This window comes from Rhodococcus sp. BUPNP1, from assembly GCF_002215235.1.
Classification (GTDB): domain Bacteria; phylum Actinomycetota; class Actinomycetes; order Mycobacteriales; family Mycobacteriaceae; genus Rhodococcus.
The window spans coordinates 12,657-33,551 of the sequence record NZ_NERM01000025.1 but is presented as its reverse complement, the minus strand read 5'-3'; the positions used below and the strand labels follow the sequence as shown (position 1 = coordinate 33,551).

The window sequence follows — 20,895 nt, the reverse complement described above, 5'->3', positions numbered from 1 at the left end:
CGTGACCGAATCGACCATCACCACGGTGCTCGTGGCGAATCGCGGGGAGATCGCCCGCCGCGTGTTCGCGTCGTGTCGTCGGGCCGGACTCGGGGCGATCGCGGTGTTCTCCGATGCCGACGCGAACAGTCCGCATGTCGGCGACGCCGATGCCGCCGTGCGACTTGCGGGAGTCACCCCTTCCGAGACCTACCTCGACGCGAAGAAGTTCGTCGCGGCAGCGTTGGCGGCGGGTGCCGATGCGGTCCATCCGGGTTACGGATTCCTTTCCGAGAACGCCGGATTCGCGCGTACGGTGCTCGACGCTGGGTTGATCTGGATCGGACCGCGCCCCGAGTCGATCGAACGGATGGGCTCGAAGGTCGAGGCCAAGAAGATCATGACCGACGCCGGTGTCCCGGTTCTCGCCGAACTCCACCCCGCCGACATCACCGACGCCGATCTCCCGGTGCTCGTCAAGGCATCCGCCGGCGGTGGAGGGCGCGGAATGCGGGTGGTGCGGACATTGGCCGACCTGCAGGGGCAACTCGATGCTGCCCGCCGGGAGGCCGCGTCGGCGTTCGGCGACCCGACGGTGTTCTGCGAGCGGTATCTCGAGAACGGGCGGCACGTCGAGGTCCAGATCCTCGCGGACCACTACGGCACGGTGTGGGCGGTGGGCGAACGCGAATGCTCGATCCAACGTCGCCACCAGAAGGTGATCGAGGAAGCCCCCTCGCCGCTCGTCGACGCGATCGAGGGGATGCGTCCACGCCTGTTCGACGCCGCCCGGCGCGCTGCCCAGGCCATCGGGTACGAGGGTGCCGGCACCGTCGAGTTTCTCGCGGACCGCTCGGGGCAGTTCCACTTCCTGGAGATGAACACGCGCCTGCAGGTCGAGCATCCCGTCACCGAATGCACGACCGGGCTCGATCTCGTCGACCTCCAGTTCCGCATCGCCGACGGTGACCCTCTCGACCCCGAACCGCCACCCGTGCACGGCCACTCGGTGGAAGCCAGGCTCTACGCCGAGGACCCTGGCCGGGACTGGCAACCGCAGTCCGGCACCCTGCACCGTTTCGCGCTGCCGCACGAGGCACGCGAGTTCGACGTGCTCCGGCGCACCGGTGTGCGCGTCGACTCGGGTGTCGTCGCGGGATCGGAGGTCGGGGTCCACTACGACGCGATGCTCGCCAAGGTCATCTCGTACGCGCCTACCCGCGACCGGGCGGTGCGTCTGCTGGCGTCGACGCTGACGCGCACCGAGATCCACGGCATCGTCACCAACCGGGACCTCCTCGTCGCGGTGCTGAAACACCCCGCCTTCCGTGCGGGGGAGACCGACACCGCCTTCTTCGACACCCACGGACTCACGGAACTGTCCGCCCCGCTCGCCTCAGCGCACGCGGAAGCACTCTCCGCGATCGCCGCTGCTCTGGCGGAGTCGGCCACCAATCGCGCCGCTGCCACGGTGAATGCGGGCCTGCCCTCGGGATGGCGGAATCTGCCCTCGCAGCCGCAGGTCAAACGATTCACGGGCGTCCACAACGACCACGACGTGCGCTACCGGCTCACGCGCGACGGTGTCCACGTCGACGGCCGTGACGACCTCGGCGTCGTCGGCTTCACACCGGATCGCGTGGTTGTGGACGTCGACGATGTCCGCCGGCATTTCGCTGTGGCGCGATACGGCGACGCGGTGCACGTCGACTCGTCACTCGGACCGGTGCGCCTGACCGCGGTGCCGCGCTTCGTGGACCCCACCGCCCGAATTGCTGAAGGATCACTGCTCGCACCCATGCCGGGATCGGTGATCCGGCTCGGCGCGGCCGTCGGCGATGTGGTGGACACGGGCCAACCTCTCGTGTGGCTCGAAGCGATGAAGATGGAGCACACCGTCACCGCACCCACTGCCGGCACGCTCACGACGCTCGCCGTCGAAGTCGGCGATCAGGTCGCCGTCGGCACCGTCCTCGCTGTCGTCACCCCGCACGACGTGTCCGCACTGGTCGAGAGTCCCGACAGCGAAGGGGGCAACCACATCGAGGAGTTGTCATGACCGAACCCGATCCGGTGGTGGTGCGCTACGCCGTCGACCACGGCGCTGCGACACTGACCCTCGACTCCCCGCACAACCGCAACGCCCTGTCCGTACCGCTGCTGACCCAACTGAGCGGCGGACTCGCCGACGCGGCCGCCGACCCCGACGTCCGCGCGGTCGTCCTCACCCACACCGGTGGAACGTTCTGCGCCGGAGCAGATCTGAGCGGGTCTTCCGGATCCGCGCAGGAGACGGCTGCCGCACGCACCCGCGACATGACGGCCTTGCTCCGGCAGATCCTGGAGCTCCCCAAGCCGGTCCTGGCCCGCCTCGACGGGCACGTCCGCGCCGGCGGCATGGGGCTGATCGGTGCCTGCGACATCGTGGTCGCCGGGCCGGCGTCGACGTTCGCGCTCACCGAGGCACGGCTCGGTCTGGCCGCCTCGATCATCTCCTTGACCGTGCTCCCGCGATTGTCGCCGCGCGCGGCTGCACGGTACTTCCTGACCGGCGAACGGTTCGGTCCCGAGGAGGCATGTTCCGAGGGTCTCGTCACCCTCTCGGTGGCCGATGCCGGAGCTGTCCTGGTGGAGTTACTCGCGGAGATCCGTGCATGCTCACCGCAGGGTCTGGCCGAATCGAAACGCCTCGTCACGCAGCGGATCCTCGAGGATTTCGATCGTTACGGAGATGACCTGGCAGCACGTTCGGCACGGATGTTCGGCTCTGAGGAAGCCGCGGAGGGGATGACAGCGTTCCTGCAGAAGCGGCGCCCGTGGTGGGACATTCGGTGAGAGTGTGTCACTCGAGTTGTCTTCGTACTGGACGCCCGAGAGTCGAGGAACCGTGCTGATCCGCTCATCCGATCCCGCGACTCCGCGGGCCATCCGGACGAACCTCCTGGTCGAACGCGGCGACGTGGACGCGCTCGTACCGGCATTCGAGCGGACGCGCGAGATCATCGCGACCGACCCGATCGCGTCCAACGTCGAGCGCGAACTTCTTCCCGGCCCCGGCACGGATCTCGAGATGCACCTCAGGAGCACCGCGATGACGATGAATCATCCGTCGTGCAGTGTCGCGATGGGCAGCGAGGCCGACAGTCCCCTCGACGAGAAACGCCGTGTTCGTGGAGTCGAGAGCCTGCGCGTCGCCGACGTCTCGGTTCTGCCTCGGATTCCGCGTGCCGACTCAACGCCCCATCCGTCATGTTCGGCGAACGCTGCGCCGATTCCTTCTCGTAGAATCGGTCGGGCCGTCGATCGCCTCGTGGGATCGGTCGGTTCAGGTCGGTGAACTCACCGGGGTGATGTTGACGTTTCGATGAAAGACATTGCCGGGATCGTATTTTGCCTTGACCGCGGCCAGGCGCGCATACTTGTTGTCACCGTAGGTACCGTGCGTCTGTTCGGTGTCGGCTTCACTCATCACGTTCACGTACGCCCCGGACAGTGCCGACTGCCGGCCGAGATCCCGGCAGAACTCGCGCGCCCAGGACCGTTCGCCGGGCAGCAGGTCCGGGGCGGGGCAGATCGAGGCGAAGAAGACAGCGAAGCGGGGCGTGCGGGTACCGCCGAATGCGGTGTCGTCGTCCGCGACCTCGCAGTACGCGCCGTCCAGGCGGTAGAACAGCAGCGCGGACAGCGGTGAGTTCCTTTGTGGGACATGCTCGACGACCGCGGCGATGGCGTCGTCGGAGAGACTGTCGAGATAGCAGCCCGTGTCGTAGGTGTGAAAACCCCAGGCGTTGGCCTCGTCGAACAGCTTCTGCACATCGGCGAAGGGCATCGGGGTGGCGAAGTCGAACAGCGGGGGCAGAGCACTGCGGAGCCGTGCCACAAGCTCCTCGTGCGCTTCAAGGGCGCCGAACCCGACGACGATCAGCGCGTAGCCGGGGCGCAGGTGGTACTGCTCGGGGACGAAGGGCGCCGGTGGAGCATTGAGCGCGGCGATGACGATATTGAAGTCGCGGGGAAGGGTTTCGATGGTGTCCCGGGCGAGCCGCAGGACCTGCGGGCCGTGTTCGAGCTCCCAGAACAGTAGACCGACCGAGACGAGGGGACCGACCTCGTGCAATCGGAACTCGAATTCGGTAACCACGCCGAAGTTGCCACCCCCACCGCGGATCGCCCAGAACAGATCCGGATTCTCATGCGCCGTCACATGTAGGAGTCGGCCGTCGGCGGTGACCATGCGGGCGGACTCGAGGTTGTCGATGGTCAATCCGGCGCGCCGGGTGAGCCAACCCATGCCACCGCCCAGAGTCAGGCCCCCGATTCCGGTGTGACTGATCAGCCCCGCCGGCACAGCCAATCCGTGCACCTGGGTGGCGGCGTCGACATCGCTCAGCAGAGCGCCACCTTCTACCCGTGCCAATCGGTTCACCGGGTCGACGGTCACCTTGTTGAGGGCACCGAGATCGACGACGAGGCCGTCGTCGACCACCGAGGCCCCCGCGCCGCTGTGCGCGCCGCCGCGCACTGCGAGTTCCAGGTCGTGTTCGAGCGCGAAGGCGACCGCGGCTTTCACATCGTCGGTGCTGCGGCACCGGGCGATCGCAGCCGGCCGACGATCGATGTCGGCATTCCAGACGCGGCGTGCCTCGTGGTACCCGTCGTCGCCGGGTCCGAGCACCACCCCTTGCATCGCACTGCGCAGGGTTTCGAGATCGTCGCTGGTGGTGTTGGGCATGCTGCCTCCCGACGCAGACGGACGGAAACCGCTCGTCGCCCCTGATTCCGGGGCGGTGATACCGATAATTTTAGGACCCTTGTCCAGGGCTCCTGCCGACCTCGTGCCGGGTAGATGAGCGCTGTTTATGCGGAGTCGCTTGCTGTTCGGAGAGAACCGGCGCCGTCACGGCTGCAGGCCCGATCGGATCGCGAACACGACCAGCTGTGCCCGGTCGCGAGCGCCGAGTTTGAGCATCGCGCGCGAGACGTGCGTGCGCACGGTGTCGGGGCTGACGACCAGCTCGTCGGCGATCTCCTTGTTCGAGCGCCCCGTCGCGACCCACGCGACGACCTCACGTTCCCGCGCCGTGAGTTCCCCGATCCGGGGGTGCGGTTGCGCGGTGTCCTGCGTGTGGACGAAGTGCTCGATCACGCGCCGGGTGACCGACGGTGCGAGCAGCGATCCGCCGTCGGCGACGATGCGCACTGCATCGAGCAGGGCCGTCGGCTCCGCGTCCTTGAGCAGGAATCCGCTCGCGCCGGCATGCAATGCCTCGAAGACGTATTCGTCCAACTCGAAGGTCGTGAGCATCACGACGCGGACATCTCGCAGCGCAGGGTCGGCGGTGATCCGGCGCAACACCTCGAGACCGTCCGGTGCGGGCATCCGGATGTCGCACAGAACGACGTCGGGGCGGGTGTGCGCCACGACTGCGAGTGCTTCTATGCCGCCGGCCGCCTCGCCGACGACCTCGATATCCGGTTCGGAAGCGAACAACGTCCGCAGGCCCACCCGGACGAGGGCCTGATCGTCGACGAGCACCACCCGGATGGTCACAGCGAGTCCTCCACACGCTCGGACGCACCGACGGGGAGCACCGCCCGCACCACGAATCCGCGATCGGGTCCGGGCTCGGCGACGAGCGTTCCGCCGAGGGCTGCCGCGCGATCCTCCATCGCACGAAGTCCGAGTCCGCCGGTGGATGCGTCCGTCGCGCGGCCGCGCCCATCGTCGGCGACCCGCACGGTCACCGTCTGCCCTTCACACGCGATTTCGACGATCACCGTATTTGCTCGCGCGTGCCGCAGAACGTTGGTCATCGCCTCCGCGACGATCGAGTACGCGACGTGATCGACGTCGGCGGGCAGTCGACGCGCCGGCACCTTCACGTCGACGTCGAGTCCGGCAGCCCGGATCCGGTCGACGAGGACCGGCAGGTCGGCGAGACCGCGTTGCTGGCGGCGCTCGGCGGTGTCTCCGGTGAGGGTCGTGAGTTCGGCGCGCAGCTCACCGAGCGCATCGCGACTCGTGTCGCGGATGGCGACCAGCGCGTCCCGCACCGCGTCGGGATCGCGCTCGAGCACGTGCAGTGCGACGCCGGCCTGCATCGCGATCACTGCGAGTCCGTGCCCGACGCCGTCGTGCAGGTCGCGGGCGATCCGTAGTTGTTCCTCGGTCGCGGCGCGGCGGACCCGTTCGGCGTTCGCATCCCGCCGCGCCGACCGCCAGAAGCCCACCGCAGCGGCGGCGACGGCGAGGGCCGCGGTGCCGAGCGTCTGCCACATCGCGACCCGTGCGGGATATCCGGTGACGACGACCCGCGCCGTCATCCCGGCGACCAGCACGAGACCTGCGATGAGGCCCGGGGTAGTGAGCTCTCGGACCGGCCTCACACTCGCCGCACCGAACGCCGTCAGTGCGGGTAGGAGGAAGATCGGCCCGTCGGCGCCGCCCGTCGCGAAGTACAAGCCCACGAGTGCAGGAGCCGCGATCAGGGCTGTTCGGGGCCATCTGGGAGCGGTCAGCGCGACCCCGACGCATGCCGCTGCGAGTACCCCCTCACCGATCATGGCGGGCAGCGGTCGCATGCTGTTCGCCCCGAGCGTCGCCACGGTGACCAGGGCAGCGAGAGTGACCGCGAACCCGACGCGCAGCATCACCGGGTCGGCGACCGCACGGCTGTGATCGATTCCCACATCTTTCGACGCTAGCCGCGGCGGCCGATCGACGCGGTGCGCATTCTCTACGCAATTCTGCGTAGCTCGATCACGCCCGTCGGCGGACGACGACGGCGCCTTTCCTGACCACGATCGGAGCATGACCGAAGACACCCGAATCACCACCACCGACCCGCCCGGCCGGGTGCACTCCACCGAGACCGACATCGTCGTGGAGACCTCGGCCCTGACCAAACGCTACGGCGACCGCGCCGCCGCCGACTCCGTCGACATGACCGTCCGACGTGGCGAGATCTACGGATTCCTCGGGCCCAACGGCGCCGGGAAGACCACCACACTCCGCATGATCCTCGGCCTGATCCACCCGACCTCCGGATCCGTCCGGGTTCTCGGCAAGCCGGCCGGATCGCGCGAAGCATCAGCGTCCACGGGCGCTCTCATCGAAGGTCCCGGCTTCTTCCCGTACCTGTCGGGACGAGGGAACCTCCGCACCCTCGCACGCCACCGTGGGCTGAGCGACCGATCCGTCGAGGAGGTGCTGGCTCGGGTCGGCCTCGTCCACCGCGGCGGTGACGCGTACAAGTCGTACTCGCTGGGGATGAAGCAACGTCTCGGAGTGGCCGCGGCCCTGCTCGGCGACCCGGAGTTGATCGTGCTCGACGAACCCACGAACGGGCTCGACCCGAGCGGCATGGCCGACATGCGGGCTCTCATCGTCGAACTCGCGCGGTCCGGGCACACGGTGATTCTGTCGAGTCATCTGCTCGGCGAGGTCCAGGAGATCTGCGACCGCGTCGGTGTGATCGCGAACGGGCGCCTGGTGCGCGAATCGACCGTCTCCACCCTGCTCGGCGACGCGGTGCTGAAGGTTCGCGGCACGCCCGTGCATCGGGTGGTCTCGATCGCATCGGATCTCGCCGGAGAGAACGGGTTCGAAATCGACGGCGACTCGGTGCTGTTGGATCTGCCGCCCGATCGCGCCCCCGAGGTCGTCCGCGCGCTCGTTGCCGACGGCGTGGATGTGTCGTCGGTCGGACCGGCCGAACGCACCCTCGAGGACGTGTTCTTCGAAATGACCACTGGTTCCACACCCACGAAGGGGGCGTGACATGTCCGCCTCGACACTCCGTTCGCACTCCGATTCCACCTCACTTGCCGCACGGCACAACACCGTTGCTCGGAGCTTGCGTGCCGAGCTGTACCGGTTGCGTGCATGGCCGGCGATGTGGGCGACCGTCGGAACGTGGTTCCTGCTCGCGATGGTTTTCGGCTACGTGTTCCCGTACGTCTCCTACACGACCGGGACGGCCGGGTTCTCCACGGAAGGGGAGCCGACCGAAGCGTTGCTGCAGAGCGTCCTGCCCGAATCGATCCCCGACGTCCTGGTTCAGGGCACACCGTTGTTCGGTGGCGCGCTCGTACTCGTCCTGGGTGCCCTCATCGCCGGGAACGGATACAGCTGGGGGACGTGGAAGACCGTGTTCACCCATGGCCGTCTGCGCCCCACGATCGGCGCCCTGCTCGCGCTTGCGGTGATCGTTGCCGCGATGGTGGTCGTCACCGCTGCGCTGTGCACGATCGTGTCCGTCTCGCTCGCCGCGATCGAATCACAACCGCTCACGATGCCGTCCGCCGGCACATTTCTTCGCTCCGCGGGTACGGCGTACCTCGTGTTCATGATGTGGGGAACGATCGGCTTCGCGCTCGGCACCTACGCCCGCAGTGCGGCGCTGTCGGTCGGCCTGGGTCTGGTGTGGACGCTCGTCGTCGAGAATCTGCTGAGAGGCGTCGGCTCCGCGCTGCAGCTCGTCGAGGACGTGACGGCCTTCCTGCCAGGAACCGCAGCCGGATCGCTCGTCGGAGCGGTCACCGGGGGAGGGGAGGGCACACCCGGGGTGGTGGATGTGATCTCGGGACCGAGGGCACTCATCACCGTGACGGCCTACATCGTCGTCGCGGTCGTAACCACAGGGATTCTGGTCCGGAGCCGGGACGTGAACTGACCGCGAAGATTCTGCCGGTGGGATAACCGGAACAGGGCCGGGGTACCCGATCGAGCATGACGACCAGCTCGAGGGGCCCCGGTGATCCGAACCCCGACTTCTCGCCGCCCGCGCGACGTAGCGATACTCCGGTACCCCCATCCGGGGCGACACCGGATCCGGACGCTCCCAGCAGGCTGCATCCCGACGTCGCCCGGGGCAAAGGCATCAGAGGCACCCGCACCGGGGCGTTGTGGACCGCCCTGATCGTCGGTGTGTTGATCCTGCTGTTGCTGTTGGTGTTCATCCTGCAGAACCTGGACAGCGTCACCCTCGAACTGTTCGCGTGGGACTTCTCGTTGCCGCTGGGTGTCGCACTGCTGTTCGCTGCGATCGCCGGAGCGGTGATCGTCGGACTCGCCGGGGGTCTGCGGATCCTGCAGCTCCGCCACGCCGCCAACCGGCAACGCACACGCACCGTCCGGTAAGACGGATCCCGACTGCAGTACACCCACGCCGGCCGCTCTTCCTTCGTAGAGTGAAAGATCTCGAGTGGGGAGAACGCCATGGCCGCCACAGGACCGACCGACACCTCTCCTGTGCGCGGCGGGGCGGCGGCCACGATCGGCGTCGAAGAGGAATTCGTCCTGGTCGATCCCCGTACCGGTCGTCCCCTCCTGCGCAGTCTCGACGTGCTCGCGGCCGGACGCACGCTCGGCATCGAGCTCGAGGTCGAGCTCTCCCCGTGTCAGGTCGAGACCGCCACCGCGGTATGTGCACACCCGCAGGACCTACGCGAAGAGCTGCGCCGCTCCCGCGCGACGGCCGCCGACGCCGCAGCGCGCGCAGGATGCCGGCTCGTAGCGGTCGGCACACCGATCTTCGAACCTCCGAGCGGATCGGTCACCGCCACGCCTCGCTACCAACGCATGGCACAGCACTATCGTGGCGTCGCCGACGGCGTGATCTGCGGATGCCACGTGCATATCGGTGTCGACGATCGTGACCGCGCGGCCCAGCTGATCAACCATCTGCGTCCGTGGCTTCCCACTCTGCTGGCGCTGACCGCGAATTCCCCGCTCGCCGACGGTCGGGACACCGGTTATGCCAGCTGGCGATACCTGCGATGGGGGCGCTGGCCGAGCGCGGGACTGCCCCCGCAGTGCGCCTCGGCTGCGCACTACGACGCGGCGGTCGAATCGCTGCTCACCACCGACACGATCCTGGACCCTCGAATGGTCTATTGGGATGTGCGGATCTCCGCGCATCATCCGACCCTCGAGATCCGCATCGCGGATGTTCCCGCGACCGTCGAGGAGACCGTCACGCTGGCCACCTTGGTGTATGCATTGGTCGCCCAGGCGACGGCATCGATCGAACGCGGTGAGCCGACGCCCTCGGTCGACCAGGAGCTGCTGCGCGCGGCGTGCTGGAGAGCCGCGCGGGACGGTCTGGCCGGGCGCGGTGTCGATCTCGGCTCTGAGCAGTTGGTTCCGGCAGTCGACCTGGTCCGGCGACTGCTCGCTCAGGTCCGGCCGATCCTGGAGGAACTCGACGTCTACCGCTCCGTGCACGACGCTCTTTCGGGGACCCTGGATCGAGGTAATGGGGCGATCAGGCAGCGTCGCATTCTCGAGAGCGGGGGTTCCTTCACCGATGTGGTTGCCGACGCGGCGCGACGCACTGTGGAGGGCTGCGGGCCGGATCTGCGTCCGTCATGACCGACACGACAGCCGGGGTGCCCCGCTTGCGGACCGACGTTCATCGGGGAGCAGATCGTCCTAAGCTGACGGGCATGACGGGGATAGTCCGGTGAGCGGCCGAAGGATGGGTGCGTTCGATCATGCCCGGTAAGTTGCGGGTGCCGCTGGGGCGCCCGGACACCCTCACCGACCGTCCCGACTTCGCGCTTGTGGGTGTACTGCGCGTACCGCAGGAGCTCACCAGTCCGGGCCGCGCGATCGTACGCCGGATCGGTTACGCCCTGGCGGCGCTGATGGTGGCGGTGATCGTGGTGTATCTGGGTCGGGACGGCTACCGCGACGTGCAGGACAATCCGCTCTCGCTGCTCGACTGCATCTACTACGCCAGCGTCTCACTGTCGACCACCGGTTACGGCGACATCGCGCCACTGACACCGCAGGCCCGGCTGATCAACGTCCTGGTCATCACACCTTTGCGGGTGTTCTTCCTGATCGTGTTGGTCGGTACCACCTTGTCGGCGCTGACCGCGGATTCGCGGCAGGCATTCAAGATCCAGCGGTGGCGGCGGCGCACCCGCAGTCACACCGTGGTCGTCGGTTACGGCACCAAGGGCCGTAGCGCTGTCGATGCCCTACTCGCCGATGGGCTTCCTCCTTCGGAGATCGTGGTGGTCGACACCGATCCGATGAGTCTGGACGCCGCGTCGCGTCAGGGACTGGTCACCGTGCACGGCTCGGCCACCAAGTCGGATGTCCTGCAACTGGCCGGGGCGCGGCATGCCGCGTCGATCATCGTGGCCGTGAGCCGGGACGACACCGCCGTTCTGGTCACCCTCACCGCGCGCCAGCTCGCCCCGCAGGCACGCATCGCTGCTGCGGTGCGCGAATCGGAGAACACCCATGTGCTGCGCCAGTCCGGCGCCGATACGGTGGTGGTCTCGGCCGAGACCGCAGGCCGGTTGCTGGGTTTGGCTCCCGCTACGCCCACGGTGGTGGAGATGATCGAGGACCTGCTGACCCCGGAGGCCGGTTTCGCGGTCTCCGAACGTGAGGTCGCACCGCACGAAGTCGGCCTCCCGCCACGCCAGTTGCCCGAGATCGTGCTCGGCGTCGTCCGTGGCGAACAGTTGATCCGGATCGATTCCTTCGGGAGCGGTGTCATCGCCGCGGACGACCGGTTGTTGTACGTGCGTCTGGTGTCGAACTGACAACAGGCAGCTCGCAAGCTCGGATCGCATTACCCCCCCCGAGTGAGGGATGGTTCTCGCCCTGTTGTGACAACGCACTGAAGCCATGACCGAGATCAGGAACTCGACTGCGGTAGTGATCGGTGCCGGAGTAGGGGGTCTGTTGGCCGCGCGTGCGCTCAGCGACCGCTTCGATCGAGTGATCGTCGTCGAGCGCGACACGTTGCCCGAAGCTCCGAGTGTCCGGTGGGGTGTGCCGCAGGGTCGGCATGCTCATGTCTTCGCGAGTGTTGTGCTGGGAACGAGAACACGCTTGCGCACCGGTTCCTGCGCGGAATCGAACCTATCCTCGACGAGGCGTGGTCGATGTCTGCCGAGTCGGACCTGCGGATGCCCGTCGTGGCGGGGGATCGGTCTGTGCAGACGAGGCTGATGAACGCCTACCTCGGCCTGTTGTATCGGGCCGGCGTCGGTGACCCCCGAATCGGAGCTGCGTTCGCGCGAGTCGTCCATCTTCTCGAACGACCCGAATCATTGATGCGCCCAACGATGTTCGCGCGCGTGATGTGGGGGACTGCACGTCTTGGTCTGCCGACGAAATCGTGTGACCGAGACTCTGTGTCGGGCGCTGTTGCACGACAGCGGGTGGTGTCGTAGCGGGTGACCCCTGCGCCATGTTCGAAGACACCCTGACTCTGGCCGGAATCACCGCCCCAGTGCGGAATTGATGAGGATTTCCGCCGCGGCACGCGCCTGTGCCGCGGCATCCGTCGTGCCCGCGATGGCCGCGGTGGTCTGAGCGCCTTCGGCGAGGATGGCGAGCTGGGGAGCGAGCGAGTCGGGTGCTCCGGCCTCGGCGACGAGGCGAGCGACGTACCGCTGAAAATCGGCTTTGTGCTCGCGCACGATCTCGGCGACGCGCGGGTTCGCCGACCCGAGTTCGCCGAAGGCGTTGATGAATCCGCAGCCGCGGAAGTGAGGGTCCGCGAACCAGTCGCTCAGGAAGTCGTACACGGCCAGCAGGCGGGCTGCCGGGTCGGCGATCGCGTCGACCTTCGCTTCGACCCCTTTGGTCCACATCTCGTGGCGGCCGGCGAGGACGGCCGCGATCAACTCGTCCTTCGAGGGGAACTCCTTGTAGAGCGCGCGTAGCGACACCCCGGCGGCATCGCGCACGGCGTCCATGCCCACCTGGCCGAAGCCGCGGCTGTAGAAGAGTGCATCGGCGGTTTCGACGATGCGGGTACGGGTCTCCTCGTTCACGCTGCCAGTCTACGCATCCTGAGAACGCTGGTTCTCCAGGCTTCATTCGGCCCGGCAAGGGATCTGTCGATGCATTCGTCCACCGCGTCGGCTGTGGGCGTTCCGCCTCCTCGGGCTGGGTCCCGACGAGAATTTTCGACACCCTCTTGACGCTGAGAACGGTCGTTCTCTACAGTCGACATCAGAGCGAGAACGGTCGTTCTCGGTCTCCGGCTCCACCGATCAAAAGGAAGTTCCGTCATGTCCGCGAACCCGAAGAACATCTCCCTCGAGCCGGCCGCCCAAGCGTTCGTCGAGGCGACCGCCAATCCGCCGTACCTCTACCAACTCGCCCCCGAAGACGGCCGAAAAGCTGTCGACGGTGTGCAGGACGAGCCGATCTTCAAGCCGGCGATCGATGAGGAATGGGTCGAGGTCCCCGGTGGCCCGACCGGGACGGTCCAGGTCCGCATCGTGCGCCCGGCCGGGGCCACCGGCACGCTCCCGGTCATCGTCTACACGCACGGCGCCGGATGGGTCTTCGGCGACGCCCACACTCACGATCGCCTCGTGCGCGACCTCGCCGTCGGTGCGAACGCCGCCGTCGTCTTCCCCGAGTACGACCGCTCACCCGAGGTGCGCTACCCCCACGCGATCGAGCAGGTCTGGGCCACCGCGCAGTGGATCGCGAGCGCCGGCGGCGACAAGAACCTCGACGGCACCCGTCTGGGGGTCGCCGGCGACTCGGTCGGCGGCAACATGACCGCGGCCCTGACCTTGCTCGCCAAAGAACGTGGTGGCATCGACATCGCCGCCCAGGTCCTGTTCTACCCGGTCACCGACGCCGCTTTCGACACCGCCAGCTACCACGAGTTCGCCGAGGGATACTTCCTCACGCGTGAGGGCATGAAATGGTTCTGGGACCAGTACACGACCGACGAGGCCGAGCGCGCCCAGATCACCGCCTCGCCGTTGCGCGCGACCACTGACCAGCTCAGCGGATTGCCGCCGGCGCTCGTGATCACAGCCGAAGCCGACGTGCTGCGCGATGAGGGCGAGGCCTACGCCGCGAAGCTCCGTCGGGCAGGTGTTCCCACAACCGCGGTGCGCTATCAGGGCATCATTCACGACTTCGTGATGGTCAACTCTCTGCACGACACCTTCGCTGCGAAGGCCGCAGTCGCCCAGGCTGTTTCCTTCCTCCGGGACGCCCTGTACGCGTAGCAAATTCACGCTGCGGCGCTCCCACGATGTCGAGGCGGGCGCCGCGGCGTAGCGTCGGGACACCAGTGGCCTTCCCGGTGCTACCCGGCATCGTTGTGGGCGGTCGTTCACGTCCGCGTTCGGATGGGTGAGCGTTAGCCTCGGGAGAGGAAGATTCCGTGCAGTATCACCACCGTGCATGGGAGCAGAGATGCCCGATCACACCATTTCCTCGACCCCGATCGCACCGCCGAACGATGCATCCAAGACTCAACTCGTGCAGTGGGCGATCGGACGCATCAGCGCCCAGGACCTCGACAGTCTGCGCAACTTCTGGACGGCCGACACCACCGTGCATTTCCCTACCGGGACGTGTCACGGTCACGCCGAAATCGCGGCCTATTTCGAACAGGTCTTTGCCGCTCTCGCCGATTTCACCCTCGAGATCGTCTCGGTTGCCGAATCCGAACACGATGTCCTCGTCCACTGGCACCTGACCGGGCAGCACGTCGGAACCTTCATGGGCATCGCCGGCACAGGGCGTCGCATCGACCTCGAGGGATTCGACCACTTCGTCGTCGAGAACGGACACGTCGTCACCAACACTGTGCGCTACGACCAAATGGAATTCGCCCGCCAGATCCAGTTGCTACCAGCCGACGGGTCGATTGCCGATCGCGCAGTGAAGGCGGCGTTCAATGCCGCAACTCGTGTCAGGCACCTTGCTCGCCGACGCCAGGGGCGCTGACGGTTCGAACAAAAGGACGAGCACGACGGGGCTTCGTATACCTACCGTCTGCGACCCAGTGCGTCGATCACGAGGGCTGCACCGATCCCGAACATCCATACGTCCTTGGCCACGGCGGTGCCGTCCTGGGTGGGTCGGATCGAGCCGTGCTTGTGCATGCCTGGGGTTTTCCAGTACATGGTCAATAATCCACCACTGAAGCCTGCGAGTGCGGCCCCAGCAAGCGCGGAGGGCACGAACGGCGTGAGCAGTGCTATACCGAGTGCCGTTTCGGCTGCAGAGAGCGTCTTTCCGAAAGTCTCGGGACGCATCGTGCGGACGGCGGGAACAGCGTTGGCGGCCATGCCTTGTAACCCGGCGGCAGCTTCGGAGGAAAGTGCTCGCTTACCGAGTCCCGAGTTGAGGATGAACGCGCCAGTGGTCAGACGCAGGGGAAGGTGACTCACTCTCACAGCTTTCTCCTCTGTGCGTAAGGTCGAGCGTCGGTTGAAGCATCGGAGTACTCCGATCATCTCGCGGTCGACCGGCAGTCGCCACCTGCCGATCTCTTCGATTCGACGTTCTGTCAGGCCGGGTTTTGTCGGTCTTTCCGCGGTGAGCTGCCGCAGGTATCGTCACGACGTGACTGATCGCAGAAAGATCCTCTACGTCGATCTCGACAACACGCTGGTTCACTTCAAGTCCGGAATCGATCGGCTCGGCGCTGCCGACTTCCATGAGTACCAGGACCGCTATGACGAGGCACCCGGGATCTTCGCGTTGATGGATCCCATCGACGGTGCGATCGAAGCATTCACACTGCTGGCCGAACACTTCGATGCGTACATACTCTCGACTGCGCCGTGGAAGAACCCGTCAGCGTGGTCGGACAAACTACTGTGGGTACAGAAGCATTTCGGCATCGAGCCCACCTCCGTCGCCTACAAACGATTGATTCTGTCGCACCACAAGAACCTCAATCATGGAGACTTCCTGGTCGACGACCGCGACCACAATGGCGCGAAGGACTTCACGGGTGAACTGATCAAATTCGGCAGCGCCGAGTTCCCCGACTGGGATGCGGTTACCGCTCATCTTCTGGCTTCAGCCAGGAACTAGCACCATCTCGCAGGCTGCGACTGTGTCGCAACAATCAGGAAACCTCAACGCCCAGCAACCAATTCTTCCTCAGTCTCGTCATTTCTTACGGGTTGCCACGTGCAGCCGGGGCCTGGCAGCGGAACGCACGAGCTACGGACTTTCGCAGTCCGGAGAACACCTTGAGTAAATGCTGGGCTCTGTCCCTAGTTGTCTGGAATGGCAAGTAGCTCGGTTGGTTCGAGGGTTCCGAGAATGCCGGAATCGGTCGAAAAGTCATCGAAATGGGAACTCAGTGACATCTGTCGAAATTCAAGATTTTCTGATGGTACGGACTGACGGTCGTATGTCCGACGAACGAGGCAGTTTCAGTGCTCCCGTCCGAGTAGGTCGCGACTGTTTTCCCATGGTATGTGTTGGCGAAGGCTCCCTGTGTCGAAGTGCTCGCGGCGAGCTTTGCTTCGGTCGTCGCAGTGACCGTGGGCAATGACGGATCCAGCGGAATGCCAGTGATTTTCTCGGTGAGATCCGACCGGATAACTCTTCTTCCGCCCGGATTCTCGAGAAGATGATCCGTAGATGTAACGGTGCTGGTCAAGGTATACATGGGTCCGCCGTTGCACGTCACGGGTCCGTCGAACGTATAGGTATACGTGTATGTTTCGGTGCTGCGCTCGACCGCAGGCGCAGGTGCGGCGCCCGCTACGCCGACCGAACCGAACGCAACTACCATTCCGGCGGCGAGCACGCCCACGGTTCGGTTTGCGCCGATATTCTTGCCACATCGGGGTATGCGTGTCATGTTCATTTCCTCGAGTGCGCGAAGTGGTGAGGATCCACGATGCGATTCGCGGTGCGCGCTGAGATGGACCGTTCGTGGAGAGTTTTCACTTTAGGTGCTTTACGAGGACCTGGGTCGCCATATCCAAAAGATTCTTATTATCCGGCCGATAGATCACGTCGAGCAGCGGCGCGTAGGACCGCTTCAACCGGTTGCAGAGGCGGCGCGACTCGCGTGGCGTACATGCATCGACTGATCAACCCACCCCACCGAGAGCCTCGGTAGGGATGCCGGAGCGGTGCCGTTCGGTATTCCTGAGTCAGGAGCGGCACGGTGTACGAACTGGGCGGCGCAGCCGGGACGCAGCGAACGGGCAGCCACGGCAGCGATATATCGGTCTGCTCGTGGACGCGGCGGTGTCCCGTCGAAGGTGACGCTTGCACCTCGAAAGGGCACGTCGACGGGCGATACGAATGATGGTCGTCACCGCTGTGCAGTCAGGTGCAGGACCTGATTCGGATACGCCTGTGTGCCAGTAATGTCGATCTACGTGGTGCCCACTGGGACTCTCGATACCATCACGCGACCCCGTCACTGTGGCTGTGACTGGAGACACACGCAGCTCGCTGGTTCATCTACAGCACGGGGCGCCGCGAATGCCTGCCTATCAGAGTAGAAGCGATCAGCTTCACGCACGCGCGGGCGCGTTTCCCGTACCGGGCGTCGACCCGTGAGAGCTCTTTCATATGCTTGCCGGTACGCACGCCGTAATCGGCGTCGGTCGCGTACGGTTCCACCGATCCGGACACCGACCGGCGAGTGACGTGCGTCTCGTCTGGGCTGCACCCAACAGCCTGCGACGTGTCAGACGAGCCGGAAAGGCAGAGGAGCGCAGTGAGCACCCCGGAATTGGCACAGTGGAACTCGCAAGAGGCTATTGCGGAAGCAATGATCCCGATCATCGGCGGTCTGCACCGTCGGCATTCGGTCACGATCTTGCTTCACAGCCGCTCCCTCGTGAACAAGTCGGTGATCGGCATTCTGCGGACGCACCGTTTCGCGCGTCAGATCCGCGGTGACGAGCTGTCGGTCGAGGCGACGTTCCCGTTCCTCGAGGCGCTGACCGACCTCGACCTGCAGCCGTCGAAGATCGACCTCGGCCTGCTGGTGACGGCTTATCAGGCCGAGGGTGCCGGACGGTCCATCCCGGAGTTCGTCGCCGAGACCCTCTCGGACCTGGTCGGCGGTGCTCAGACGAGCCCCGCGAAGCCGCAGGACGTGGTCCTGTACGGCTTCGGTCGGATCGGTCGCCTCGTCGCCCGTCTTCTCATCGAGAAGGCCGGCTCGGGCAACGGCCTGAACCTGCGCGCTGTGGTGGTCCGGAAGGGCAGCGGTGACGACCTGACCAAGCGTGCATCTCTGTTGCGTCGCGATTCCGTCCACGGGCAGTTCAACGGCACGATCAAGGTCGACGCCGAGAACAACGCCCTGATCGCCAACGGCAACGTCATCAAGTTCATCTACAGCAACGATCCGGCGAGCGTCGACTACACCGAGTACGGCATCGACAACGCCATCCTGATCGACAACACCGGCATCTGGCGCGATCGTGACGGGCTGTCGAACCACCTTCGCCCCGGTATCGCCAAGGTGGTGCTCACCGCGCCGGGCAAGGGCGACCTTCCGAACATCGTGCACGGCGTCAACCACCGCGCCATCGACCCGGACGAGAAGATCGTCTCGTGTGCGTCCTGCACCACCAATGCCATCGTGCCGCCGCTGAAGACCATGGACGACAAGTTCGGTGTGCTGCGTGGCCACGTCGAGACGGTGCACTCGTTCACCAACGATCAGAACCTGCTGGACAACTACCACAAGGCCGACCGTCGCGGTCGTTCCGCGCCGTTCAACCTGGTGCTCACCGAGACCGGCGCAGCTTCGGCGGTCGCGAAGGCGCTTCCCGATCTGAAGGCGAAGATCACCGGCAACTCGATCCGCGTTCCTACGCCGGATGTGTCCGTCGCGATCCTTCACCTTCAGCTGACTCGTGAGACCACCAAGGAAGAGGTGCTCGAGCACCTGCACCAGGAGTCGCTCACCGGTGCGCTGCGCCGCAACCTCGACTACACCTCGGCCACCGACGCGGTGTCGAGCGACTTCATCGGTTCGCGCGCGGCGTGCATCATCGATGCCAATGCAGCGATCGTCGACGGCGACACCGCCATCCTCTACGTCTGGTACGACAACGAGTTCGGCTACTCGTGCCAGGTGGTGCGTACCGTCCAGTACCTGTCGGGTGTGGAATACCCCGTCTACCCCATCACGGAAGCCGGCCCCGTGGAGCATGTCGAGGAACCTGCCGCTGCACAGGCATAACAGTCCTGCACGGATAGCAGTAACGACATTCCTGTAGGGACTCGTCGAGGAGGGAACCCATCCTCACCTGAGGATGGGTTCCCTTTTGCGTTGGGCCGTTGGTGGCGTCGAGGAGGAGTAGCGGTCGTCGAAACTCGGGGGAGGTTGTGTGCGGTTCCGGTGAAGAACTCGCACAGAACCTCCCCTTATTTCGTCACTTTTTCGCCGTGCCGCTGCAACCAACCACGGCGGACGCAGCGGGACCTTGAGTGCGAGGACCCCGGACGGGCCGAGAAGTGTTGTCGCGAGCGACAGTCCGCGTTCCTGTTCGTACCGACGAGGCAACGCCTGGAAGCGCGGATACCGCGTATGGAGCGGGGGTTCTACCAGCGACCTGGCGCGCATGTAGCTGTTCTCGTCGGCAGCGGGTGAAGACGGACCATCATCCGGAGCCCTGCTCGCTCCCGTGAGTTCGCCACGGTTCCGTCCCTCGCGCGATCCTCGTACTCTGACTCGTGGGGTCTCCTCGACGAAGGAGGCTGGAAATGAGTCAGCCGATCACAGACCCGACCTTCTATCGGACCGCGGCAGACGCGGCTGCCGCCCCACCGGAGCGATTGGCCTACGTGGTCGCGTTCGATCGTGCGGCGGACAAACCCGACGCCATGAGCGTGATCGACGTGGATCCCGACTCGGACACCTACGGCCGGGTGGTGGGCTGGACCGAGGTGCCCGGGCTGGGCAACGAACTGCATCATTTCGGCTGGAACGCCTGTAGCAGCGCGTTGAAGCACGAGGGCCACGATATGACGGGGTTGGCGCGCCGATACCTCATTGTGCCGGGCATCCGCTCGTCGTCCCTGTACATACTCGACACCGAGCCCGACCCGCGCCAACCCACCGTGGCCAAAGTCGTGGACGCCGCCGATCTCGCCGCCAAGGCGGGTTACTCCCGACCGCACACCTTGCACTGTGGACCGGACGGGGTCTTCATGACCTGCCTGGGTGGTGCCGACGGATCGGACGGGCCGGGCGGGATCGCCCTGCTCGACCACGGCACGTTCGACGTGCTCCGGCAGTGGGAAACCGACCGGGGGCCGCAGTATTTCGCGTACGACGCCTGGTGGCATCTCAACCGGAACACGCTGATCAGCAGCGAGTGGGGCACACCGTCGATGATCGAGAACGGGTTGGTGCCCGAGCTGCTCCTGGCGAACGAGTACGGCCATGCCATCCACTTCTGGGACCTGTCCACCGGTGCGCATCAGCAGCGAGTGGATCTCGGCGCGCAGTATCAGATGCCGCTGGAGTTGCGCCCGTCGCACGACCCGGAGGCCACGTGGGGATTCGTCGGCGTGGTCGTCTCGACCGAGGACCTGTCCGCGTCGGTCTGGCGTTGGCACCGCGGTGACGACGGTTGGGCGGTGGACAAGGTGATCACCATCCCGGCCGAACCGGCAGAGCCGGACCTGCTGCCACCGGCGCTGAAGCCGTTCGGTGCGGTGCCGCCGCTCGTCTCCGACATCGACCTGTCCGTCGACGACGCGTTCCTCTACGTCTCGTGCTGGGGCACCGGCGAGCTCAAGCAGTTCGACGTACGCGACCCCGCCCATCCGAAGGAGACCGGATCCGTCCGACTCGGCGGGATCGTCGGCCGTCGCGCCCATCCGGCGGTACCGAGCGAGCCGCTGGCCGGTGGTCCGCAGATGGTCGAGATCGGCCGGGACGGCAAGCGGGTCTACGTCACCAACTCCCTGTACGGGGCCTGGGACGACCAGTTCTACCCGGACGGGGTCGGCGCCTGGATGGCACTGATGCACACCGACCCTCATGGCGGGATGGAGATCGACGACCGCTTCTTCCCGCACGGCGACGACTTCCGGGGACTGCGGGCGCACCAGGTTCGCCTCCAAGGTGGCGACGCGTCCTCGGACTCCTACTGCTATCGGTAGCGACCGAGTCTGAC

General features: G+C 66.0%; 19 protein-coding genes and 1 pseudogene. 14 read left to right on the top strand and 6 right to left on the bottom strand.

Translation table 11 applies throughout. From position 1 onward, the window contains the following. Position 1: 1 nt before the first annotated feature. Genes B9C99_RS20740 through B9C99_RS20730 form a run of 3 tightly spaced genes read left to right on the top strand, consistent with a single transcriptional unit; the run spans position 2 to position 3,316 of the window. Positions 2–2,038 (top strand): biotin carboxylase N-terminal domain-containing protein, encoded by a 2,037-nt coding sequence (locus B9C99_RS20740; protein WP_088899187.1) that lies wholly within the window; start codon positions 2–4, stop codon positions 2,036–2,038. Further along, positions 2,035–2,814, top strand: coding sequence for an enoyl-CoA hydratase family protein (locus tag B9C99_RS20735; RefSeq protein ID WP_088899186.1), 780 nt, complete (start codon positions 2,035–2,037; stop codon positions 2,812–2,814). Before B9C99_RS20740 ends, B9C99_RS20735 begins: the two co-directional genes overlap by 4 nt. Positions 2,815–2,866: 52 nt before the next feature. Then, entirely contained in the window at positions 2,867–3,316 is a 450-nt protein-coding gene (locus B9C99_RS20730; protein ID WP_172415038.1) for a GMC oxidoreductase, read from the top strand. On the opposite strand, the gene B9C99_RS20725 is transcribed toward B9C99_RS20730, so the two are convergent. The 3 genes from B9C99_RS20725 to B9C99_RS20715 all read right to left on the bottom strand — a co-directional run bounded on the left by B9C99_RS20725 (position 3,305) and on the right by B9C99_RS20715 (position 6,669). Then, a complete protein-coding gene (locus B9C99_RS20725; protein WP_088899184.1) occupies positions 3,305–4,711 on the bottom strand; it encodes an FAD-binding oxidoreductase in 1,407 nt (468 codons plus the stop codon). The two genes, B9C99_RS20730 and B9C99_RS20725, sit on opposite strands and share 12 nt — an antisense overlap. 165 nt (positions 4,712–4,876) lie before the next feature. Then, positions 4,877–5,530 carry a response regulator transcription factor gene (locus tag B9C99_RS20720; RefSeq protein ID WP_088899183.1) on the bottom strand — a complete coding sequence of 218 codons (654 nt, stop codon included), beginning with the start codon at positions 5,528–5,530 and terminating at the stop codon, positions 4,877–4,879. Next, entirely contained in the window at positions 5,527–6,669 is a 1,143-nt protein-coding gene (locus tag B9C99_RS20715; protein WP_172415037.1) for a sensor histidine kinase, read from the bottom strand. Before B9C99_RS20715 ends, B9C99_RS20720 begins: the two co-directional genes overlap by 4 nt. A gap of 121 nt (positions 6,670–6,790) precedes the next feature. Here B9C99_RS20715 and B9C99_RS20710 point away from each other — a divergent pair, with 121 nt between their 5' ends. From B9C99_RS20710 to B9C99_RS26380, 6 genes and pseudogenes are all read left to right on the top strand, one after another. Beyond that, on the top strand, positions 6,791–7,759 hold the full coding sequence (locus tag B9C99_RS20710; RefSeq protein WP_088899182.1) for an ABC transporter ATP-binding protein: 969 nt from the start codon (positions 6,791–6,793) through the stop codon (positions 7,757–7,759). 1 nt (position 7,760) lies between these two features. After that, on the top strand, positions 7,761–8,654 hold the full coding sequence (locus B9C99_RS20705) for a hypothetical protein (RefSeq protein ID WP_016696402.1): 894 nt from the start codon (positions 7,761–7,763) through the stop codon (positions 8,652–8,654). Between the two features lie 56 nt (positions 8,655–8,710). Then, positions 8,711–9,121, top strand: coding sequence for a lipopolysaccharide assembly LapA domain-containing protein (locus B9C99_RS20700; RefSeq protein WP_080597815.1), 411 nt, complete (start codon positions 8,711–8,713; stop codon positions 9,119–9,121). Positions 9,122–9,199: 78 nt separating this feature from the next. Further along, the gene (locus tag B9C99_RS20695; RefSeq protein WP_016696400.1) at positions 9,200–10,354 is read left to right on the top strand and encodes a glutamate--cysteine ligase; all 1,155 of its coding nucleotides are present in this window, start codon (positions 9,200–9,202) and stop codon (positions 10,352–10,354) included. Between the two features lie 122 nt (positions 10,355–10,476). Next, complete coding sequence (locus tag B9C99_RS20690; protein ID WP_024100965.1) at positions 10,477–11,544, top strand: TrkA family potassium uptake protein; 1,068 nt, start codon at positions 10,477–10,479, stop codon at positions 11,542–11,544. An 85-nt stretch (positions 11,545–11,629) separates the two neighbouring features. Next, positions 11,630–11,800: pseudogene (locus B9C99_RS26380) on the top strand (NAD(P)-binding protein); the annotation flags it as partial. Between the two features lie 428 nt (positions 11,801–12,228). Here B9C99_RS26380 and B9C99_RS20680 read toward each other — a convergent pair. Continuing rightward, positions 12,229–12,786 carry a TetR/AcrR family transcriptional regulator gene (locus B9C99_RS20680; protein ID WP_088899180.1) on the bottom strand — a complete coding sequence of 186 codons (558 nt, stop codon included), beginning with the start codon at positions 12,784–12,786 and terminating at the stop codon, positions 12,229–12,231. Positions 12,787–13,026: 240 nt separating this feature from the next. Here B9C99_RS20680 and B9C99_RS20675 point away from each other — a divergent pair, with 240 nt between their 5' ends. After that, complete coding sequence (locus B9C99_RS20675) at positions 13,027–13,989, top strand: alpha/beta hydrolase (RefSeq protein ID WP_088899179.1); 963 nt, start codon at positions 13,027–13,029, stop codon at positions 13,987–13,989. A 190-nt stretch (positions 13,990–14,179) separates the two neighbouring features. Then, positions 14,180–14,716, top strand: coding sequence for an ester cyclase (locus tag B9C99_RS20670; RefSeq protein ID WP_088899208.1), 537 nt, complete (start codon positions 14,180–14,182; stop codon positions 14,714–14,716). A 41-nt stretch (positions 14,717–14,757) separates the two neighbouring features. On the opposite strand, the gene B9C99_RS20665 is transcribed toward B9C99_RS20670, so the two are convergent. Next, positions 14,758–15,168 carry a hypothetical protein gene (locus B9C99_RS20665; RefSeq protein ID WP_088899178.1) on the bottom strand — a complete coding sequence of 137 codons (411 nt, stop codon included), beginning with the start codon at positions 15,166–15,168 and terminating at the stop codon, positions 14,758–14,760. A 169-nt stretch (positions 15,169–15,337) separates the two neighbouring features. Here B9C99_RS20665 and B9C99_RS20660 point away from each other — a divergent pair, with 169 nt between their 5' ends. Beyond that, a complete protein-coding gene (locus tag B9C99_RS20660; RefSeq protein ID WP_016696393.1) occupies positions 15,338–15,814 on the top strand; it encodes a hypothetical protein in 477 nt (158 codons plus the stop codon). Between the two features lie 271 nt (positions 15,815–16,085). On the opposite strand, the gene B9C99_RS25655 is transcribed toward B9C99_RS20660, so the two are convergent. Continuing rightward, positions 16,086–16,595, bottom strand: a complete 510-nt coding sequence (locus tag B9C99_RS25655; RefSeq protein WP_143543577.1) for a hypothetical protein — start codon at positions 16,593–16,595, stop codon at positions 16,086–16,088. A gap of 873 nt (positions 16,596–17,468) precedes the next feature. Between B9C99_RS25655 and B9C99_RS20655 the strand changes: the two genes are divergently transcribed. After that, entirely contained in the window at positions 17,469–18,950 is a 1,482-nt protein-coding gene (locus B9C99_RS20655; protein WP_088899177.1) for a glyceraldehyde-3-phosphate dehydrogenase, read from the top strand. A 524-nt stretch (positions 18,951–19,474) separates the two neighbouring features. Further along, positions 19,475–20,881, top strand: coding sequence for a selenium-binding protein SBP56-related protein (locus tag B9C99_RS20645; RefSeq protein ID WP_088899176.1), 1,407 nt, complete (start codon positions 19,475–19,477; stop codon positions 20,879–20,881). Positions 20,882–20,895: the final 14 nt, after the last annotated feature.

What these genes read in the sequence shown, in the direction of transcription:
- B9C99_RS20710 (WP_088899182.1), top strand. Translation starts at nt 6,791, where the DNA reads ATGACCGAAGACACCCGAATCACCACCACCGACCCGCCCGGCCGGGTG.
- B9C99_RS20670 (WP_088899208.1), top strand. Translation starts at nt 14,180, where the DNA reads ATGCCCGATCACACCATTTCCTCGACCCCGATCGCACCGCCGAACGAT.
- B9C99_RS25655 (WP_143543577.1), bottom strand. Translation starts at nt 16,595, where the DNA reads ATGACACGCATACCCCGATGTGGCAAGAATATCGGCGCAAACCGAACC.
- B9C99_RS20690 (WP_024100965.1), top strand. Translation starts at nt 10,477, where the DNA reads ATGCCCGGTAAGTTGCGGGTGCCGCTGGGGCGCCCGGACACCCTCACC.
- B9C99_RS20675 (WP_088899179.1), top strand. Translation starts at nt 13,027, where the DNA reads ATGTCCGCGAACCCGAAGAACATCTCCCTCGAGCCGGCCGCCCAAGCG.
- B9C99_RS20705 (WP_016696402.1), top strand. Translation starts at nt 7,761, where the DNA reads ATGTCCGCCTCGACACTCCGTTCGCACTCCGATTCCACCTCACTTGCC.
- B9C99_RS20725 (WP_088899184.1), bottom strand. Translation starts at nt 4,711, where the DNA reads ATGCCCAACACCACCAGCGACGATCTCGAAACCCTGCGCAGTGCGATG.
- B9C99_RS20695 (WP_016696400.1), top strand. Translation starts at nt 9,200, where the DNA reads ATGGCCGCCACAGGACCGACCGACACCTCTCCTGTGCGCGGCGGGGCG.
- B9C99_RS20700 (WP_080597815.1), top strand. Translation starts at nt 8,711, where the DNA reads ATGACGACCAGCTCGAGGGGCCCCGGTGATCCGAACCCCGACTTCTCG.
- B9C99_RS20735 (WP_088899186.1), top strand. Translation starts at nt 2,035, where the DNA reads ATGACCGAACCCGATCCGGTGGTGGTGCGCTACGCCGTCGACCACGGC.
- B9C99_RS20645 (WP_088899176.1), top strand. Translation starts at nt 19,475, where the DNA reads ATGAGTCAGCCGATCACAGACCCGACCTTCTATCGGACCGCGGCAGAC.